The sequence below is a fragment of the Frateuria aurantia DSM 6220 genome, from assembly GCF_000242255.2.
Taxonomy (GTDB): Bacteria; Pseudomonadota; Gammaproteobacteria; order Xanthomonadales; family Rhodanobacteraceae; genus Frateuria; species Frateuria aurantia.
In genome coordinates, this window is the sequence record NC_017033.1 from 2959771 (window position 1) to 2977231 (window position 17461).

Here is a 17461-nt window from a genome sequence, read left to right on the forward strand (position 1 = left end):
AGGACCAACAACTGAGGCAGAATCGGTTACATTCACGGTGCTTTGCATGCAGCTCTGAAAAAGACAGTTCTGCAGTGTCACGCCGGCGGAGCCGGAATGCAACCCATCGAGCGCATCCTTGGACGTCTAGACACCTCCGTCCATATCACCATCCATGCCGGCATCCGGCGCGCATCGGTTGCGGCCGGATCCAGCCCGGCATGTCAGTCCAGTTTGAACGGGTACAGCGGAGGCAAGCCCGACGCGGCCTCCTGGTCCGGATGATCGGGACGCCACTGGAATCCGCCGGCAAAAGCCGCAGCCAGGGCCGCGCCATCCACCGAGCCGACGCCATAGCGCGCACGCTGCAACTCGGCAATCACCTGCGACTGCACGCCCTCCACCAGCGCCTGCTGCAAATCACCCAGCTGCCGGATCGTCCCCCGCTCGGCACGGGCCCAGGCCAGCAAGGTCTGCTCCTGCCTGGCCAGATCCGTGCCCTGGCAGGCCTGCGCAAAAGCCTGTTGCTGCGCTCCGGGCCTGGCCGCCCGTGTTGCCCGTGTCGCGACCGACGCAGCCGCATCGACGGACGGGGACAGCGTCGGCTCCTGCCGCGGCTGGGCGCTGGGCTTGCGGCCACGACGACGCCACCAACCCAAACCGATCAGCATCGTCAGCAACCACAAGGCCAGCAGGCCATAAGCCAGACCCCGCCAGGGATTGGCCTGTCCGCCAGCCGCCCGGGCCGCGACGGCCGGGACCGCGGAGGCCGCTGCGGCCGGTCCGGACGCGGTCGCCGCAGACGCGGGCTGCCCGGCGGCGGCCTGGACATCCAGCGTCTGCGCCGGAATCCGCGCGAATTCGGCCTGGTGAGTCCGCAGATTCCACCATTTCACCGTGGTCTCGGGCAGGGTCAGCTTGCCGGCTTGCTGCGGCACGATGGCGAAACGCTGTTCACGCACGCCGCGTATGCCCTGACTTGAAGCCTGATCCTGACTGGAAGCCTTGTCGGGATAGACCTGCGCGCCATGAAGATCCGGCAGACTCAGCGCGGGCAAAGCCGACGCCGGCACGCCCTGGGCTTCCAGCCGCATGCTCACCGTCACCGGCTGTCCTACCGTCAAACCGCCCGATGCCGGCAGACCGCTGAGGCTGAGCTTGACCTGGCTGGAAGGCAGCCACGTCGAAGAACCCCAGTTGCCAGGTATCGGCGAGACCTGCAGATCGACCGGAGCGGCGACCGCCGTGGCCGGGGTCAGTGCACCGAAAAATGCGTTCGGATCATCCGGATCCACCACCTGCCCCTGAAAGCGCAGGCCGGGAATGCGAATCGTGCCGGCATGCTCCGCTGTCACCGCATAACGACGCTCCACCACGTTGTAGCGACGACCGCCACGAGTGGTCTGGTAATCGGTGTCGCTGCCGATCCGGTGGACATCCAGCCCGCCAACCTGGGGATCATCCAGTGCCCCGTTGGCGATATTCACCGCGAAGTACAGACGCAGAGTATAAATCGCCTGCTGCCCGACATAGACGCTGACTGGATTCACGCTGCCTTCCAGCATGATGCCACGGGCGCCGGTTGCGGCCGCCGTGCCGGTCCGGGCCGGGCTGGCAGCGGCACTGACATCCACGGTCTGCGGCTGGGTGCTCTCGCCGCCGATCCGCAATGCCGGAATCACCAGATGGCCGGCATGCAGCGGCTGCAAGGCCACGCCCAGCGTGGTGCTGGCACTGCGGACACCATTGACGATCTGGATGCTGGAACTGTTGGAGGTCCCTAGTATCGCGAAATCACGCTGCAGCATCGACAAATCGGGCATGGTCAGCTGACTGGAGCCCGTGGCCTGAAGATTCAGGGTCAGGGTATCGCCCAGCTGCGCCTGATGACGATCAAGACTGGCCACGATATCGGCCCGGGCCAGGCAGGGAGCCAGCACCAGCAAGGCCATGGCCCCGAAGCGCATGTCAAATCTCATGGCTGTGTATCTCCATCATCCGCCTCGCCGTGGCGCTGCTGATATTCAAGCTGGAATTTGCGACGCAGCAAAGCGCCCGGATCATCAGGAACCCGCATCATGGCCTGGCGCAGATCCGAAGGCAGCTTGGACTGCGGCCCCTGATCCTGGGCAGCGCCCAGTTGATGAGGCTGTGCCTGCGCCGGCCGACCGCGCAAGGCCTGATTCATTTGCTGCTGCAAGGCTTGCTGGGCCTGACGGGCCTGAGCCTGCTGCGCCGCCGTCTGGGCCTGAGGCGGCTGGCCCTGCTGGCCCTGCTGGCCCTGCTGGCCCTGCTGGCCTTGCTGGCCTTGCTGGCCTTGCTGGCCTTGCTGGCCTTGCTGGCCTTGCTGGCCTTGCTGGCCTTGCTGGCCTTGCTGGCCTTGCTGGCCTTGCCGGCCCTTCGGCTTCTGATTCTTCTGCTGATGCTTCAGCCAGTCCTCCACCGCCTTGCGGTTGGCCTTGGCATCCTCGTTGCGGGGATCACGCTTGATCGCCTCGTCATAGGCTTTCAGGGCCTGCTGATACTGTCCGGCCTTGGCCAGCGCGTTGCCCTGATTGTAGGCATCATCGCTGCTGTGGCCCTGCGCCAGCGTCTGCGCCGCCGCCTGATAATCGCCGGCACGAAACGAGGCAGCCCCCTTCAAGGCCACGCCGGGTGCCAGCCTTGCCGCGACCTTGGCATCGCCACGATGCAAGGCCGCCGCGGCCTGCTGGTCCGGTCGCTGCCACCAGTCCTGCCAGCCAGAGGCCCTGGCCGGCGTCGGCAGCGTCGGCAGCAAGGCGAAGACCGCCAGCAACAGCCAGCCGCGACGGAAACCGCAGGCCACGATCACCAGCAGCGGCAACAGCAACCAGGCGCCTTGCTCGGACCATTGGTCGGCCTTGACCGACATCTCGGCACTCGGCTCGGGCCGCATCAGATCGGCATGCAAGGCCTGCACATCCGTCTGCTGGTCGGAGAGCGGGCGATAGACGCCCCCGCCGGCCCGGGCCAGCGCCTGCAGCTGACTGTCCTGACGGGAGGCCATCATGATCTGGCCATCGGCGTCCCGCGCAAAACCACCTTCGGCCCCCGGTATCGGCGAGCCTTGCGGCGTCCCCACCCCAAGCACCGACACGCGGATGCCGGCCGCCGCAGCCTGGCGTGCCGCGTCGATCGCGTCGGCATCCGCCCGGTCAGTGACCACCACCACCGAGCCATGCGCCACCTTGGCATGCTGCAGCAAGGCCATGCTGCGCCGGATCGCGGCACCGACATTGTTGCCATCCACCGGCATGGTGTCCGGCGACAAGTCATCCAGCAGATCGTTCAGACTCTGTGCGTCGGAGGTCAGCGGAGCCACCACAAAGGCCTCACCGGCGAAGGCCAGCAAGGCATTGCTGCCATCGCGATTGGCCTGCAGCAGATCGTGCACCTTGAAACGCGCGCGATCCAGCCGGCTGGGCACCATATCGCGTGCCAGCATGTCTCTGGACATGGACAGGGCGACCACTTGCGCTGCCCGGCTGGCAAACATCGGCTGCGCCACCCGGCTCCAGGTCGGGCCGGCCAGCGCCAGCACCGCCAGCAGCCAGCCGCTGGCGAGCAGCCCCTGCCGCAGCCGGATCCGTGGCGGCCTGCCCTGCAGCAAGGCCGGCAGCAACTCGGGATCGACCAGTCGCTTCAGACCGGCTTCGTCACCGCGCGAACGGGCACCCAGCCACAACAGCAGCGGCAAGGCCAGCAGCAACCAGAGCCACTCGGGACGCAGGAAATGAAAAAGCGGCATCTGGCTCATGCTCCGGCCCTCCGTCCGCGGCGCCATTGCGTGCCGGCCGCCGCCAGCAGCCACAACAGCATCGCCGCGCCCAGCGGCCATGGATACAGCTCGTGACGAGGCCGCAAGGAAGGCCGCTGCTGCGGCATCGGTTCGAGCTGGGCGATGGTCTGATAGGCCGCCGCCAGTTCGCGGCTGTCCGTGGCACGGAAAAAGCGGCCACCGGTCTGCTTGGCGATATCGGTGAGCATGCCCACGTCCAGATCGGCCGAGGGATTGACCGTATGACTGCCGAAAAAGTCATCCACCTGCATCCGCTGGGCGCCGATGCCGATGGTGTAGATGCGCACGCCTTCGGCCTTGGCGGCCCGCGCAGCATCCTGCGGAAGGATGCTGCCGGCATTGTTGACGCCATCCGTCAGCAGAATCAGTACCCGCGCCTGCTGCGGCAGAGCCGACAAGCGCTTGACCGCCACCGCGATGGCATCGCCGATCGCGGTCTGCCCGCCCGCCAATCCGACCGTGGCACCCCGCAGCTGTTGCTCGACCGCATTCAGATCATAGGTCAGCGGGGTGACCAGAAAGGCCTGACTGCCAAACAGCAGCAGCCCCAGTTCGTCACCGTCGCGACGCTGCAGAAAGTCGCCGGCAATCGCCTCCACCGCCACGAACCGGCTGACGGCATGGCCGGCCAGCCGCATGTCATCGGTATTCATGCTGCCGGAAATATCCACCGCCAGCATCATCGCCCGACCGCTGCCCCGCTCGGCTTGCGGCGGTCCCACCCACTCGGGGCGCATGGTCGCGAACACCAGGGCCAGCCAGGCCAGCACCAGGCCCAGCCAGACCAGGGGCGAGCGCCGCTGTGCCATACGGCTGGACTGCAAGGCCAGCCCGGGGAAAGGCAGCCGCAGAGAACGTCCCGGTGGCGTGCGCGGCAACAGCCAGCGCGCGATCCAGGGCAAGGGCAAGGCCAGGGCCGCCCAGGGCCAGACCAGCGAAATCATGACGACCTCCGGTGCCGTCCGGCCTGCTCCGCGGCCAGCTTGCGCAAGACCAGCGTCATCCAGCGCCGAACGGCGGCAATGGCCGGCTCGGCCTCGAAGCCCGAACCGCCATCAGGTTGATACATGCTCTGTTCCAGAGCCAGCAATTGCTGTCGGGTCGACGCATCGATCCGGACCCGGTCAAGCAGGGCCTCCCAGTCCTTGCCACGGGCTGAACGAGCTGCTGGATCCAGCCCGGCGGCCGCCCGCCGCATCAAGGCATGCAATTGGCCAAGCAGTCGCGGGCGATTGCCGTCCTGTCGAAAACGCAATTCAGCCTCGTCCAGTTCGACCAGAACCCGCGCTCGCCACTGCTGCCGACGCTGCAGGCGGCGACGCCACCACAGCAATACGACCGCCAGCACCAGCAGCACCGCGGCCAGCACCCACCAGCCCGGAGCCGGTGGCCACCAGGAAGGGTCGGCCGGCATATGAATATCACGCAGGACCGGACCGGCCGGCGGCCCGCCCGAGGGCATGACGGCGGCGGGCCCCGATACCGGAACCTGAGCGGCGGCCGGAGTGTTCTGCAGCATCTGCATCAGCTTCGCCCTCCGCGCCAGGTCAGCACCCGCCCCAGAGCCGCAGCGGGATCACCTCGCGTATCCAGCGATTCATGAGCCAGCCCCAAAGGCTCGATCAGGTCAAGCAAACGCTGCCGGCCCTGGCCCAGCTGCTGCTGCAATTCGCGTCGGGCGCGCTCACCGGCGAGATCCAGCTCGACCCGCCCGGCATCAGTCTGCAATGGATAGCGTCCCGATGGCAGCAAGGCGGTTTCCATGGGGTCGGAGACCAGCAGCACGCCGATGCGACTGCGTTGGGCCAGACTCAGCAACGGACCGCGCGCGGCCTGATCACTGCTCCAGCCATCGCTGATCAGCAGGATCCGGCTAACCCCGCGCGCTTCGCGCAAGACCCGCCCCAGCGCCAGAGACAGACTCTGGCTGCCGACGTCGTCGGGTGCCTGATCCCAGTCCGCCAGCGCCCCGCAGATGCCGGTAGCACCGCGAATGCCTGCCCGTGGCCGCAGAAAATGCTGACTGCTCCCAAACCCCAGCATGCCGACCCGCTCGCCGCAGGCGACACCGTGCCAGGCGGCCAATGCCGCGGCACGTGCGGCCTGTACCGACTTGTAACGCTCACGGGTTCCGAAACGCATCGAGCCATGGGTATCCAGCACGATCAGCAACTGGGCCTCGCGCTCTTCCTGGAACAGCTTGGTATGCAGCCGCCCGCTGCGAGCCGTCAGCCGCCAGTCCAGACGCCTGATGTCATCGCCTGCCTGATAGGCGCGTGATTCGGCATAGTCCATGCCACGCCCGAAGCTGCGGCTGGCTTGCTGGCCGTGCCGGCTCTGGCGGCTGACCACCCGCGGCAGCCTGATCTTGCCGGCTTCGGCTCGCAGGCTCAGCAATTGGGCCAGAGCCACCGTCGTGCGACCGTCACCGTCGCGGCGTTGTCCGGCCCCCATCACGGCAGAGGCACGAGATCCAGCAGGCGGGCGATCACCTGATCGCTGCGCACGCCTTCCGCCTCGGCTTCGTAGCTGAGCAGTACCCGGTGTCGCAGCACCTCGCCGGCCACGGCCTGCACATCATCCGGCAGACAATAGTCACGACCGCTCAGCCAGGCATGGGCACGGGCACAACGATCCAGCGCGATGGTCGCGCGCGGACTGCCGCCCCAGGCGATCCAGCGGCCCAGGTCCGCACCATACTTGCCGGCATCACGCGTAGCCAGCACCAGCTGGGTCAGATACTCCTCCAGCGCCGGAGCCATATGGACGTCCAGTACCGCCTCTCTTGCCTGCAACACGTCGGCCTGGGTCAGCAAGTGCCGCTTCGGCGCCGCGGCCTGCGGCTTGTGCCGGGCCTGTTCCCTCGCCAGCCGCAGAATCGCCAGCTCGGCGCCGGCGCTGGGATAACCGATGGTGACATGCATCACGAAACGATCCAGCTGCGCCTCCGGCAGGCTGAAGGTACCTTCCTGCTCGATCGGATTCTGGGTGGCCATCACCATGAACAGTTCGGGCAGCGGCCGGGTGTGGCTGCCCACGGTAATCTGCCGCTCGGCCATCGCTTCCAGCAGGGCCGACTGCACCTTGGCCGGTGCGCGGTTGATCTCGTCGGCCAGCACGATATTGTGGAACAGCGGGCCGTATTCGAATTCAAAGCTCCCCGACTGCGGCCGGAAGATATCGGTGCCCGTCAGATCGGCCGGCAGCAGATCCGGAGTGAACTGCACCCGGTGGAAATCGGCCTCGATCTGACTGGCCAGCGCCTTGACGGCCGTGGTCTTGGCCAGACCGGGCGCGCCTTCCACCAGCAAGTGGCCATCGGCCAGCAGCGCGATCAGCAGGCAATCCACCAGGTGCTGCTGGCCAATGATGGTCTGCCCCAGCTCGGCACGCAGCCGGCCAAAGGTTTCCTGCAGCGGGGAGGAAGAAGTCGAATGCGGCGTATCCATCAACGTAAGGTGTCCGGTTGTTCACAGGTCGAGACTTGAGACCATAAACCGATCAAAAAGTTTAGAGCAAGCGGTGAGACCCCGTTACTAATGCTGCCGTCAGGCGTTCTCCGCGGCCCGGCGCTTCAAATCAGGCCGGATCGCATCGCCGCCACCGGCGCAACCGCCGCCGCCCGCCGCGCCGGAGCCAGTACGGCCAGCTGTCCGAGCCCCCACAGGCATATCGCGCCCCATGGGAGGTAGTACCAAGGCAGTCCTGGCAATTCATAGTGGAGCATCAGCCATTGATTGAGACCGCATGCCAGCACCATGCCCGCACCGATCCCCAGGCCAACAATCAGGGCATTCTCCAGTTGGAAATAGTGCAGGATGTCCTTTGATCGGGCACCGAGTGCACGCCGGATGCCGATCATGCGCCGGCGTTGTAACACCCAGAAACTGGCCAGACCCACGATGCCCAGCGCAGTGACCGTCAACAAGGCGGCAATAGTGCCCAACAGCAGGCCCAGCATGGCCCGATCATCCGCGAAATAGCCGGCTCGCAGCTGGTCGTAGGTGGATGCCGACAGGACGACCCGATGCGGGCCGGCCTGCTTCAATACCGCGACAGCCGCTCGCAAAATCCGGTCCCGGTCAGCCGGAGCACAACGGATCACATAGCGGGCACCTGAATCCGCGTGCACGGAAATGGGCAAGATCATGCTGTAGGCCCATCCTCGGAAAAGGCCTCCCGAACGGGACATCGCCGCATACACGGCACTGACCCTAAAAGGCAGGGCATGTCCGAAATAGACGGTCTTTCCCAAGGCCGACTGTCCAGGCCACAGACGTTGCGCCACAGCCTGCGAAATCATCAAGGACTGTGGCAACCCCTTGCGGTCATCGCTATGCAAGGCTGCATTGGCTCGGTCCTGATCGATATATTCATCGGCCTGGAAGTCTCGTCCGGCCAAAAGCTGGATCCCCAGGGTCGGCAACAGATTCTGTCCGAAGTAGTTGCTGAGATTGAGTGTCCGCGTGCTTTGCTGCGGCGAAAGCATCAGATCGCTATTCGGGCCGCCACCGCTGAACGGCAACGCATTCGCCATCCCGGCTTCGCGCACTCCGCTGATCTGGCGCAAGGCCGCCAGATCAGTCAAGGTCTGCGCCTCGGCATCGGCTGGCCGGCGAAGGCCTCCGAGCTGGATCTGCAGCAACTCATGCTCGGCAATGCCACTGGGCAGATGCATGCGTTGCCATCGCTGGGCAACCAGAAACATCGCGTTGCAGACAATCGCGCAACTGAAGGCGATTTCCAGGATCAGCAGGGCAACGGTGATCTTGTGCTGGCGCAGCGATGAGAAAATGGGTCGGATATCCATTATTGACTCTTCAGTTGCATGGCCGGCGCCACGTGGCAGGCCCGCCAAGCAGGCAGCACCCCTGCCAGCAAGGTCGCACCCATGGCCAATAGGACCGTTGCCAGCAGCATCGGCGCATTCAGGTGTGCCAGGCTCGCATACTGTGCCGGCCGCTGACGTACCAGCCACAGACCGCCCCAGGCCAGCAGCAAGCCGCCCATGCCTCCCAGTAGACCAATCACCCCCGATTCGGCCATCAACTGGCCAAACAACATCCGACGGGAAGCGCCCAACGCTCGGCGTACACTCAATTCACCACTGCGACGCATAAAGGTCGCCAGCATCAATCCAGTCGTATTGATCAGACAGACCAGCAGGAATCCGAGGGCCAGCCAGCTCTGCAATCGGATGTCGGCGGGCACCACCTGGTTGTAGTCCAGCCATTGCATGACATTGAGCAGCCGCACTTGCGCCGGGCGCATAAAACGTCCCTCACGTCGCTGTTGCTCTGAATAGCTGATGAGAAATCGCCGATAGTCGCGGACCTCTGTCGCGTGGTCCAGCTGGACCCACAACTGCAGCCATGCACACGGCGCATGATGATCCATCTCGGGGCTGTCACCGCCATTGCCCCAGCACTCGGTGCTGCCGTCGTGAGGCAGCCGCAGATCTTGGGAGGTCGACAACGGCATGAACACATCCTCGGTCTGGTTGTAGCTGCGGCGATTCAGGTCAAGAAAATAAGGGTTCGGCCGCCAGTCGCCCAATACCCCCGCGATGCGGAATTCGGATCCAGACAGCTCGATGGCTTGTCCGGTGCTGTCCCGGCCTCCAAACATCCGCTGATTCAGCCGCTGGCTGATCACCGCCACCCGGCTGCGCAGCTGGTCATCATCGCGGCTCCAGCCACGACCATATTTCAGGGGAACACCAAAAATTCGGAAGAAATCGGTCGTCGCATAACGTGCCTGCTGCAGAAACGGATCCAGCCTCTCGCCTGGCTGCACCAGCACCGCGCCGCCCGTCATCAGCACCTGATGGCGAGCCTTGGCCGCCTGAAGCAGGTTCATCCCATCCGTCCAGGTCAATTGCCCGGGCGGATCCTCACCGGGATATGCATTGGCCAGATCCCGTGGCTCGATCTGCGGATAAAACAGCTTCGCACTGCGAGCGGGAATCGGATCACCTGACAACACCTGCCAGACCGTAAGCTCGGTCATGCTGGCCCCGATGCCGACAGCGATGGCAATAACCATCAGGGCCGCCAGACCCTTGTGATGGCGTAGACCATGCCAGGCGAGTTCGAGCGAGTAAATCATCATGGCGCCGACGTGCCCTCAGGTAAGATGCCCTCGCCGACAAGCTTTGGCTCGGCCATCGACTGGGAATACATACTTGGCCAGCAAACTTCGTGCCATGCCACCTGGATAGATCACATGGCGCGCAAGCGGCGAACCGCCGAAATCACACCGGCTCCGGATGGCGCCGCGTTTGATCCAGCCACTGTCCGCGGACACTCGAAGTGGACAGGCCGGACAACTCAAGTCCGCGGTCTCGACCATGGCACTCCATCCGATAGGCAGCCGCCGACAGGCTGAACAAGCGCATCGCCGCTCCATCCGGCGAACCGCAGATGCCTTGATATCGCATCTGGTATTCACCGGGTTTTGACTTGGTGCATGGACAGCCGCCCCCCGTATATGAGCCTGACCCAGATGCAACTCCCTGCCAGCAGACCGCCGAGATGGGCGGCCAGACTGACACCAGGCCACAGCGAGATCAGCAACCCGTATCCCAGGGTCAAGCACAGGCGTCGTCGCATCGGCCTGGCGGATGGCTGATCTTGATCCAGGGCCATCAGGAGCGCGGCTGCAAGCAGGCCGAACAACGCACCCGAAGCCCCGGGTTCCACACTGACCGCACCACCGGCGTGATGGAACCACTGGATACTGATACCTCCTGCCACCGCTGCCGCCAGACTGATGCATACAAGCCACCAGGCACCGGCATACCCCTCCACGACGGGTCCGACAATCCACAGCAACAGGCTGTTCAAACCGATATGCCACCAGCCATCATGCAACAGTGCGTAACTGACCAATCGCCACCATGGATTCGGCGGGAGCGGACCCAGCGGCAAGGCCCCCATCCGCAACAGCATCGATGTATGGCCTGGCGCCTGCATCCACAGCTCGAGCACAAACATCGACCAGATCAAGGCCATGAAGGCGGCCGTCACCGGATAACGCCGGATGGATCGGCACGGACTGCTCAGGATCTTCACACTTGCCCACCTTGCTGACCATCACATCAGACGGCAGCGTTACATGCAGCATGTTCGGGCACTATCGGACGCTGTCAGTCACAGTCCATGACAGCTGTCAGCTTGCGTGGGCGTCAGGGGCTTTGGGGCGGCCATCGGCCTGCCTCTTCCAGACGCTGCGCGCGTATCAGGTCCTTGTCACGACCAAAGCGTCGCAACAACCGGATCAGTTCGCTGCGATCCGGAATATGAAGAGTCGCTCCATCGACGTTCTCCGGCTGACGGCTGGATGGCCGCACTGGACGCCACTGTCCCTGTTCATGCAGGTGAAAACCGGCCATGAATTCCACCGGCAAGGGCAGGCCTTCCCAACGGATGAAGATTTCCGAGTAAAAATGTTCGCAGGGAATCCCCGGTGCCGCCTGCAGGCCGAGCTGACTGGCGATAGACAAGGCATCTTCCGGCGCGATCAACACATCCACATCCGCAGGTGGCTGCGTGACTTCGCCATGCAGGGCAGCAGCGGCACTGGAGATGATCCACCAAGGACGTTGCGCAATCTTCATCAGATCGGCCAGCCCGATCAGAGTCAGCGCCCATCCATCGGAGGGCAGTTCAGCGCGCATGTGCATAAGCTGGAATTGCTGTGCCAGGAGTTGGTTTCAAAGCACTTCCCGTCATGGATAGTTGGATCTCAAAGATACAAAGCCAGCAAGGAAGGTCTGTACAGGTATCCAAGAGATACCTTGATGGCAGTCTGACGACCGTCGATGTCGAACATAACAAAATATGACGAAAATCCACCACCATCCTTTCGACTCCCTGCGAAGAGAAATGGATGTCTGGATGCTTGTGCACTTTGGCGTCCAAATCGCGGGCAAGAAAAAACCCCCGTCTCTGCGAGACGAGGGTTTTTGGGATGAAGCCCCTGGCGGTGACCTACTCTTGCATAGCAAGCTACACTACCATCGGCGCAACTGCGTTTCACTTCCGAGTTCGGGATGGGATCGGGTGGGACCACAGCGCTATAGCCGCCAGGGAAAGGGTGTGAACAGCGCGACACGCGCCAGTTCAGCAACTTTGAAGAGTCCTGCCATGGACGGCAGGTTTTTGCTCTTCCGCGGAACGGATTCCGCGTTGAATAAGATTGTAAACGAGTGACAAGCGTCGAGGTGAAATGTTTCTTGAGGCAACGTTTAGGCAAACGAAGCGTCTTGGGGTTATATGATCAAGCCTCACGGCTCATTAGTATGAGTTAGCTCAATGCATTGCTGCACTTCCACACCTCACCTATCAACCACCTAGTCTAGATGGTGCCTTTAGGAGCCTTAAAGACTCGGGATATCTCATCTTGAGGCGCGCTTCCCACTTAGATGCTTTCAGCGGTTATCGCTTCCGTTCGTAGCTACCGGGCAATGCCATTGGCATGACAACCCGAACACCAGCGGAACGTCCACTCCGGTCCTCTCGTACTAGGAGCAGCCCCTCTCAAATATCCAACGCCCACGACAGATAGGGACCGAACTGTCTCACGACGTTCTGAACCCAGCTCGCGTACCACTTTAAATGGCGAACAGCCATACCCTTGGGACCGACTACAGCCCCAGGATGTGATGAGCCGACATCGAGGTGCCAAACACCGCCGTCGATATGAACTCTTGGGCGGTATCAGCCTGTTATCCCCGGAGTACCTTTTATCCGTTGAGCGATGGCCCTTCCATACAGAACCACCGGATCACTAAGTCCTACTTTCGTACCTGCTTGATCCGTCGATCTCGCAGTCAAGCACGCTTATGCCTTTGCACACAGTGCGCGATGTCCGACCGCGCTGAGCGTACCTTCGAACTCCTCCGTTACTCTTTAGGAGGAGACCGCCCCAGTCAAACTACCCACCATACACGGTCCCTGACCCGGATTACGGGCCGAGGTTAGAACGTCAAGCACTTCAGGGTGGTATTTCAAGGATGGCTCCACCAGAACTGGCGTCCTGGTTTCAAAGCCTCCCACCTATCCTACACAGAAGAACTCAACGTTCAGTGTAAAGCTATAGTAAAGGTTCACGGGGTCTTTCCGTCTTGCCGCGGGAACGCTGCATCTTCACAGCGAATTCAATTTCACTGAGTCTCGGGTGGAGACAGCGCCGCTGTCGTTACGCCATTCGTGCAGGTCGGAACTTACCCGACAAGGAATTTCGCTACCTTAGGACCGTTATAGTTACGGCCGCCGTTTACTGGGGCTTCGATCAAGAGCTTCGCCTTGCGGCTGACCCCATCAATTAACCTTCCAGCACCGGGCAGGCGTCACACCCTATACGTCCACTTTCGTGTTTGCAGAGTGCTATGTTTTTGGTAAACAGTCGCAGCGGCCAGGTTACTGCGACCCCTCTCAGCTCAGTGACGCACGTCACCACCAAAAGGGGCGCACCTTCTCCCGAAGTTACGGTGCCATTTTGCCTAGTTCCTTCACCCGAGTTCTCTCAAGCGCCTTGGGATTCTCACCCTGCCTACCAGTGTCGGTTTACGGTACGGTTTTTCTCAAGCTGAAGCTTAGTGGCTTTTCCTGGAAGCGTAGTATCAGTCACTTCGCCCAAAAGGGCTCGTCTCGGTGCTCGGCATAGAGGGTCCCGGATTTGCCTAAGACCCATGCCTACCGCCTTTCCCCGGGACAACCAACGCCCGGTAGACCTAACTTTCTCCGTCCCCACATCGCACTTGAGAAAAGTACTGGAATATTAACCAGTTTCCCATCGACTACGCATTTCTGCCTCGCCTTAGGGGCCGACTCACCCTGCGCCGATGAACGTTGCGCGAGGAAACCTTGGGCTTTCGGCGTGGGGGCTTTTCACCCCCATTATCGTTACTCATGTCAGCATTCGCACTTCTGATACCTCCAGCAGACTTTACAATCCACCTTCGCAGGCTTACAGAACGCTCCTCTACCGCGTGCACATAGTGCACACCCCGATCTTCGGTGCATAGCTTAGCCCCGTTAAATCTTCCGCGCAGACCGACTCGACCAGTGAGCTATTACGCTTTCTTTAAAGGATGGCTGCTTCTAAGCCAACCTCCTGGCTGTCTATGCCTTTCCACATCGTTTTCCACTTAGCTATGACTTGGGGACCTTAGATGCGGGTCTGGGTTGTTTCCCTTTTCACGACGGACGTTAGCACCCGCCGTGTGTCTCCCGTATATCACGTGCTGGTATTCGGAGTTTGCCATGGTTTACTAAGTCGCGATGACCCGCTAGCCATAACAGTGCTCTACCCCCAGCAGTGTTCGTACGAGGCGCTACCTAAATAGCTTTCGAGGAGAACCAGCTATCTCCGAGTTTGTTTAGCCTTTCACTCCGATCCTCAACTCATCCCCATCTATTGCAACAGATGTGGGTTCGGTCCTCCAGTGCGTGTTACCGCACCTTCAACCTGGTCAAGGATAGATCACTCGGTTTCGGGTCTACTGCCTGAGACTATGCGCCCTATTCAGACTCGATTTCTCTTCGCCTCCCCTATACGGTTAAGCTTGCCACAGACAGTAAGTCGCTGACCCATTATACAAAAGGTACGCAGTCACCCCGAAGGGCTTCCACTGCTTGTACGTATACGGTTTCAGGATCTATTTCACTCCCCTCTCCGGGGTTCTTTTCGCCTTTCCCTCACGGTACTTGTTCGCTATCGGTCAGTCAGGAGTATTTAGCCTTGGAGGATGGTCCCCCCATGTTCAGACAGGGTTTCACGTGCCCCGCCCTACTCACTTATCATCCCATGCACCCTTTCGCCTACGGGGCTATCACCCGCTACGGCCAGACTTTCCAGACTGCTCGGCTAAAATGCACAGAACTTTTGGGCTAGTCCGCGTTCGCTCGTCGCTACTGACGGAATCTCGGTTGATTTCTTTTCCTCCGGGTACTTAGATATTTCAGTTCCCCGGGTTCGCTTCGTACACCTATGTATTCAGTGCACGATACTGCTTGCGCAGTGGGTTTCCCCATTCGGACATTACCGGATCAAAGCTTATTGCCAGCTCCCCGATACTTTTCGCAGGCTGTCACGTCCTTCATCGCCTCTGACTGCCAAGGCATCCACCGTATACGCTTAGTCGCTTGATCATATAACCCCAAGTCGCCTCAGGATTACAGTCCAAACTCCTCGTATTGCCTTAACACTTGCCTCGGTTCACAGTTTCGAACCAAGACGCTTGTCACTCGTTTACAGTTTTTCAATGAACACCGGGAAGGCCTCAACGCCAGCCGGTTTCTAAAAATCAAATCTTTGTATGCGCTTATGTCTACATATCCGTGTCGCGTGCAGCTTTTCGGTACCACTGGTGGAGCCTGTCGGGATCGAACCGACGACCCCCTGCTTGCAAAGCAGGTGCTCTCCCAGCTGAGCTAAGGCCCCAATAATGGTGGGTCTGGGAGGACTTGAACCACCGGCCTCACCCTTATCAGGGGTGCGCTCTAACCACCTGAGCTACAGACCCAAAAGCTTTGTGACCCGGATCCTTTCGGATCGGTGTCATGCATGCGGTTACATGCGGATATGCAGGTGCCTTGTGTGGGCGTCTTGGATGACCGGCGTACTGTCATCTCGAAAGGAGGTGATCCAGCCGCACCTTCCGATACGGCTACCTTGTTACGACTTCACCCCAGTCATGAACCACTCCGTGGTCGTCGTCCCCCTTGCGGTTAGACTAACGGCTTCTGGAGCAGCTCACTCCCATGGTGTGACGGGCGGTGTGTACAAGGCCCGGGAACGTATTCACCGCGGCATAGCTGATCCGCGATTACTAGCGATTCCGACTTCACGAAGTCGAGTTGCAGACTTCGATCCGGACTGGGATCGGCTTTCTGGGATTGGCTCCACCTCGCGGTATTGCAACCCTCTGTACCGACCATTGTAGTACGTGTGTAGCCCTGGCCGTAAGGGCCATGATGACTTGACGTCATCCCCACCTTCCTCCGGTTTGTCACCGGCAGTCTCCTTAGAGTTCCCACCATTACGTGCTGGCAACTAAGGACAAGGGTTGCGCTCGTTGCGGGACTTAACCCAACATCTCACGACACGAGCTGACGACAGCCATGCAGCACCTGTGTTCTGATTCCCGAAGGCACTCCCGTATCTCTACAGGATTCCAGACATGTCAAGGCCAGGTAAGGTTCTTCGCGTTGCATCGAATTAAACCACATACTCCACCGCTTGTGCGGGCCCCCGTCAATTCCTTTGAGTTTCAGTCTTGCGACCGTACTCCCCAGGCGGCGAACTTAACGCGTTAGCTTCGACACTGATCTCCGAGTTGAGACCAACATCCAGTTCGCATCGTTTAGGGCGTGGACTACCAGGGTATCTAATCCTGTTTGCTCCCCACGCTTTCGTGCCTCAGCGTCAGTGTTGATCCAGATGGCCGCCTTCGCCACTGATGTTCCTCCCGATCTCTACGCATTTCACCGCTACACCGGGAATTCCACCATCCTCTATCACACTCTAGCTTGCCAGTATCCATTGCCATTCCCAGGTTGAGCCCGGGGATTTCACAACAGACTTAACAAACCGCCTACGCACGCTTTACGCCCAGTAATTCCGATTAACGCTTGCACCCTTCGTATTACCGCGGCTGCTGGCACGAAGTTAGCCGGTGCTTATTCCTCAGGTACCGTCAGTTCCGCCGGGTATTAACCGACAGCGTTTCGTTCCTGATAAAAGTGCTTTACAACCCGAAGGCCTTCTTCACACACGCGGTATTGCTGGATCAGGCTTGCGCCCATTGTCCAATATTCCCCACTGCTGCCTCCCGTAGGAGTCTGGGCCGTGTCTCAGTCCCAGTGTGGCTGATCATCCTCTCAGACCAGCTATCGATCGTCGCCTTGGTGAGCCATTACCTCACCAACAAGCTAATCGAACATCGGTCCGTCCAACCGCGCAAGGTCCGAAGATCCCCTGCTTTCTCCCGTAGGACGTATGCGGTATTAGCGTAAGTTTCCCTACGTTATCCCCCACGTCTGGGTAGGTCCCGATGTATTACTCACCCGTCCGCCACTCGCCACCCACAGAGCAAGCTCTGCTGTGCTGCCGTTCGACTTGCATGTGTTAAGCATACCGCCAGCGTTCAATCTGAGCCAGGATCAAACTCTTCACTTGAAGTTTTTGATTGGCATTATTGCTAATACCTATCGATTCTTTCTGAAGCGTTGAACCTAACCGTAAAACGTCACATTTGAATTGACTCTTAGGTTAGACGCTTGCAAATTTTGGACAGCGTTTTATCGCCGACCATCGCAAGACGCCCACACAAATCACCTGCGCATACTGTCAAAGATCAGATCGAACTCATCACTTCGGAGAAGTGGTTCGGAACATTTCGTCCCGAGTGAGCCGCCCATTCTACATCGTTTTCGCTTTCCGTCAACACCTTTTTGAAAATTTCTTTTCGAGGTGGTGGCCGGTGAAGCGTGTTTCGCTGCAGCGGGAGGTGAATATTAGGCCGGTTCCCCTCTTCACGCAAGTCGTTTTTCAATGTTTTTTACGACTTTCTTCCAAATCGTTGATAAAAATGAATTTTATTTGAACAGCGCATGGCCTGCGGCACCTGTGACAGCGGCCTGGCGGTTTTGCCCT

General features: G+C 60.8%; 10 protein-coding genes, 2 tRNA genes and 3 rRNA genes. All 15 read right to left on the reverse strand.

Annotated elements, in window-relative coordinates; genetic code table 11:
- Positions 1-203: 203 nt before the first annotated feature.
- Positions 204-1958 (reverse strand): BatD family protein, encoded by a 1755-nt coding sequence (locus tag FRAAU_RS13655; protein ID WP_014404106.1) that lies wholly within the window; start codon positions 1956-1958, stop codon positions 204-206.
- Positions 1955-3757, reverse strand: coding sequence for a VWA domain-containing protein (locus tag FRAAU_RS13660; RefSeq protein WP_014404107.1), 1803 nt, complete (start codon positions 3755-3757; stop codon positions 1955-1957). Before FRAAU_RS13660 ends, FRAAU_RS13655 begins: the two co-directional genes overlap by 4 nt.
- Complete coding sequence (locus tag FRAAU_RS13665; protein ID WP_014404108.1) at positions 3754-4743, reverse strand: VWA domain-containing protein; 990 nt, start codon at positions 4741-4743, stop codon at positions 3754-3756. Before FRAAU_RS13665 ends, FRAAU_RS13660 begins: the two co-directional genes overlap by 4 nt.
- A complete protein-coding gene (locus FRAAU_RS13670) occupies positions 4740-5324 on the reverse strand; it encodes a DUF4381 domain-containing protein (RefSeq protein ID WP_014404109.1) in 585 nt (194 codons plus the stop codon). Before FRAAU_RS13670 ends, FRAAU_RS13665 begins: the two co-directional genes overlap by 4 nt.
- Positions 5324-6253: a DUF58 domain-containing protein gene (locus FRAAU_RS13675; protein ID WP_014404110.1), complete on the reverse strand. Its 930-nt coding sequence runs from the start codon at positions 6251-6253 to the stop codon at positions 5324-5326. Before FRAAU_RS13675 ends, FRAAU_RS13670 begins: the two co-directional genes overlap by 1 nt.
- Positions 6253-7248 (reverse strand): AAA family ATPase, encoded by a 996-nt coding sequence (locus FRAAU_RS13680; RefSeq protein ID WP_014404111.1) that lies wholly within the window; start codon positions 7246-7248, stop codon positions 6253-6255. Before FRAAU_RS13680 ends, FRAAU_RS13675 begins: the two co-directional genes overlap by 1 nt.
- 125 nt (positions 7249-7373) lie before the next feature.
- Positions 7374-8609 (reverse strand): ABC transporter permease, encoded by a 1236-nt coding sequence (locus FRAAU_RS13685; protein ID WP_014404112.1) that lies wholly within the window; start codon positions 8607-8609, stop codon positions 7374-7376.
- On the reverse strand, positions 8609-9910 hold the full coding sequence (locus FRAAU_RS13690) for an ABC transporter permease (RefSeq protein WP_014404113.1): 1302 nt from the start codon (positions 9908-9910) through the stop codon (positions 8609-8611). Before FRAAU_RS13690 ends, FRAAU_RS13685 begins: the two co-directional genes overlap by 1 nt.
- A 335-nt stretch (positions 9911-10245) precedes the next feature.
- Positions 10246-10872: a rhomboid family intramembrane serine protease gene (locus tag FRAAU_RS13700; RefSeq protein WP_014404115.1), complete on the reverse strand. Its 627-nt coding sequence runs from the start codon at positions 10870-10872 to the stop codon at positions 10246-10248.
- Positions 10873-10985: 113 nt separating this feature from the next.
- On the reverse strand, positions 10986-11477 hold the full coding sequence (locus tag FRAAU_RS13705) for a hypothetical protein (protein ID WP_014404116.1): 492 nt from the start codon (positions 11475-11477) through the stop codon (positions 10986-10988).
- A 300-nt stretch (positions 11478-11777) separates the two neighbouring features.
- Positions 11778-11890, reverse strand: a 5S ribosomal RNA gene (gene rrf, locus FRAAU_RS13710).
- Positions 11891-12075: 185 nt separating this feature from the next.
- Positions 12076-14955 (reverse strand): 23S ribosomal RNA (locus FRAAU_RS13715).
- Between the two features lie 216 nt (positions 14956-15171).
- Positions 15172-15247 (reverse strand) — tRNA-Ala (locus FRAAU_RS13720).
- Positions 15248-15252: 5 nt separating this feature from the next.
- Positions 15253-15329: transfer RNA gene (locus tag FRAAU_RS13725), tRNA-Ile, on the reverse strand.
- A gap of 110 nt (positions 15330-15439) precedes the next feature.
- Positions 15440-16984: ribosomal RNA gene (locus tag FRAAU_RS13730) — 16S ribosomal RNA — on the reverse strand.
- The 16S, 23S and 5S rRNA genes sit together here with 2 tRNA genes alongside, the layout of an rRNA operon.
- Between the last annotated feature and the right edge of the window lie 477 nt (positions 16985-17461).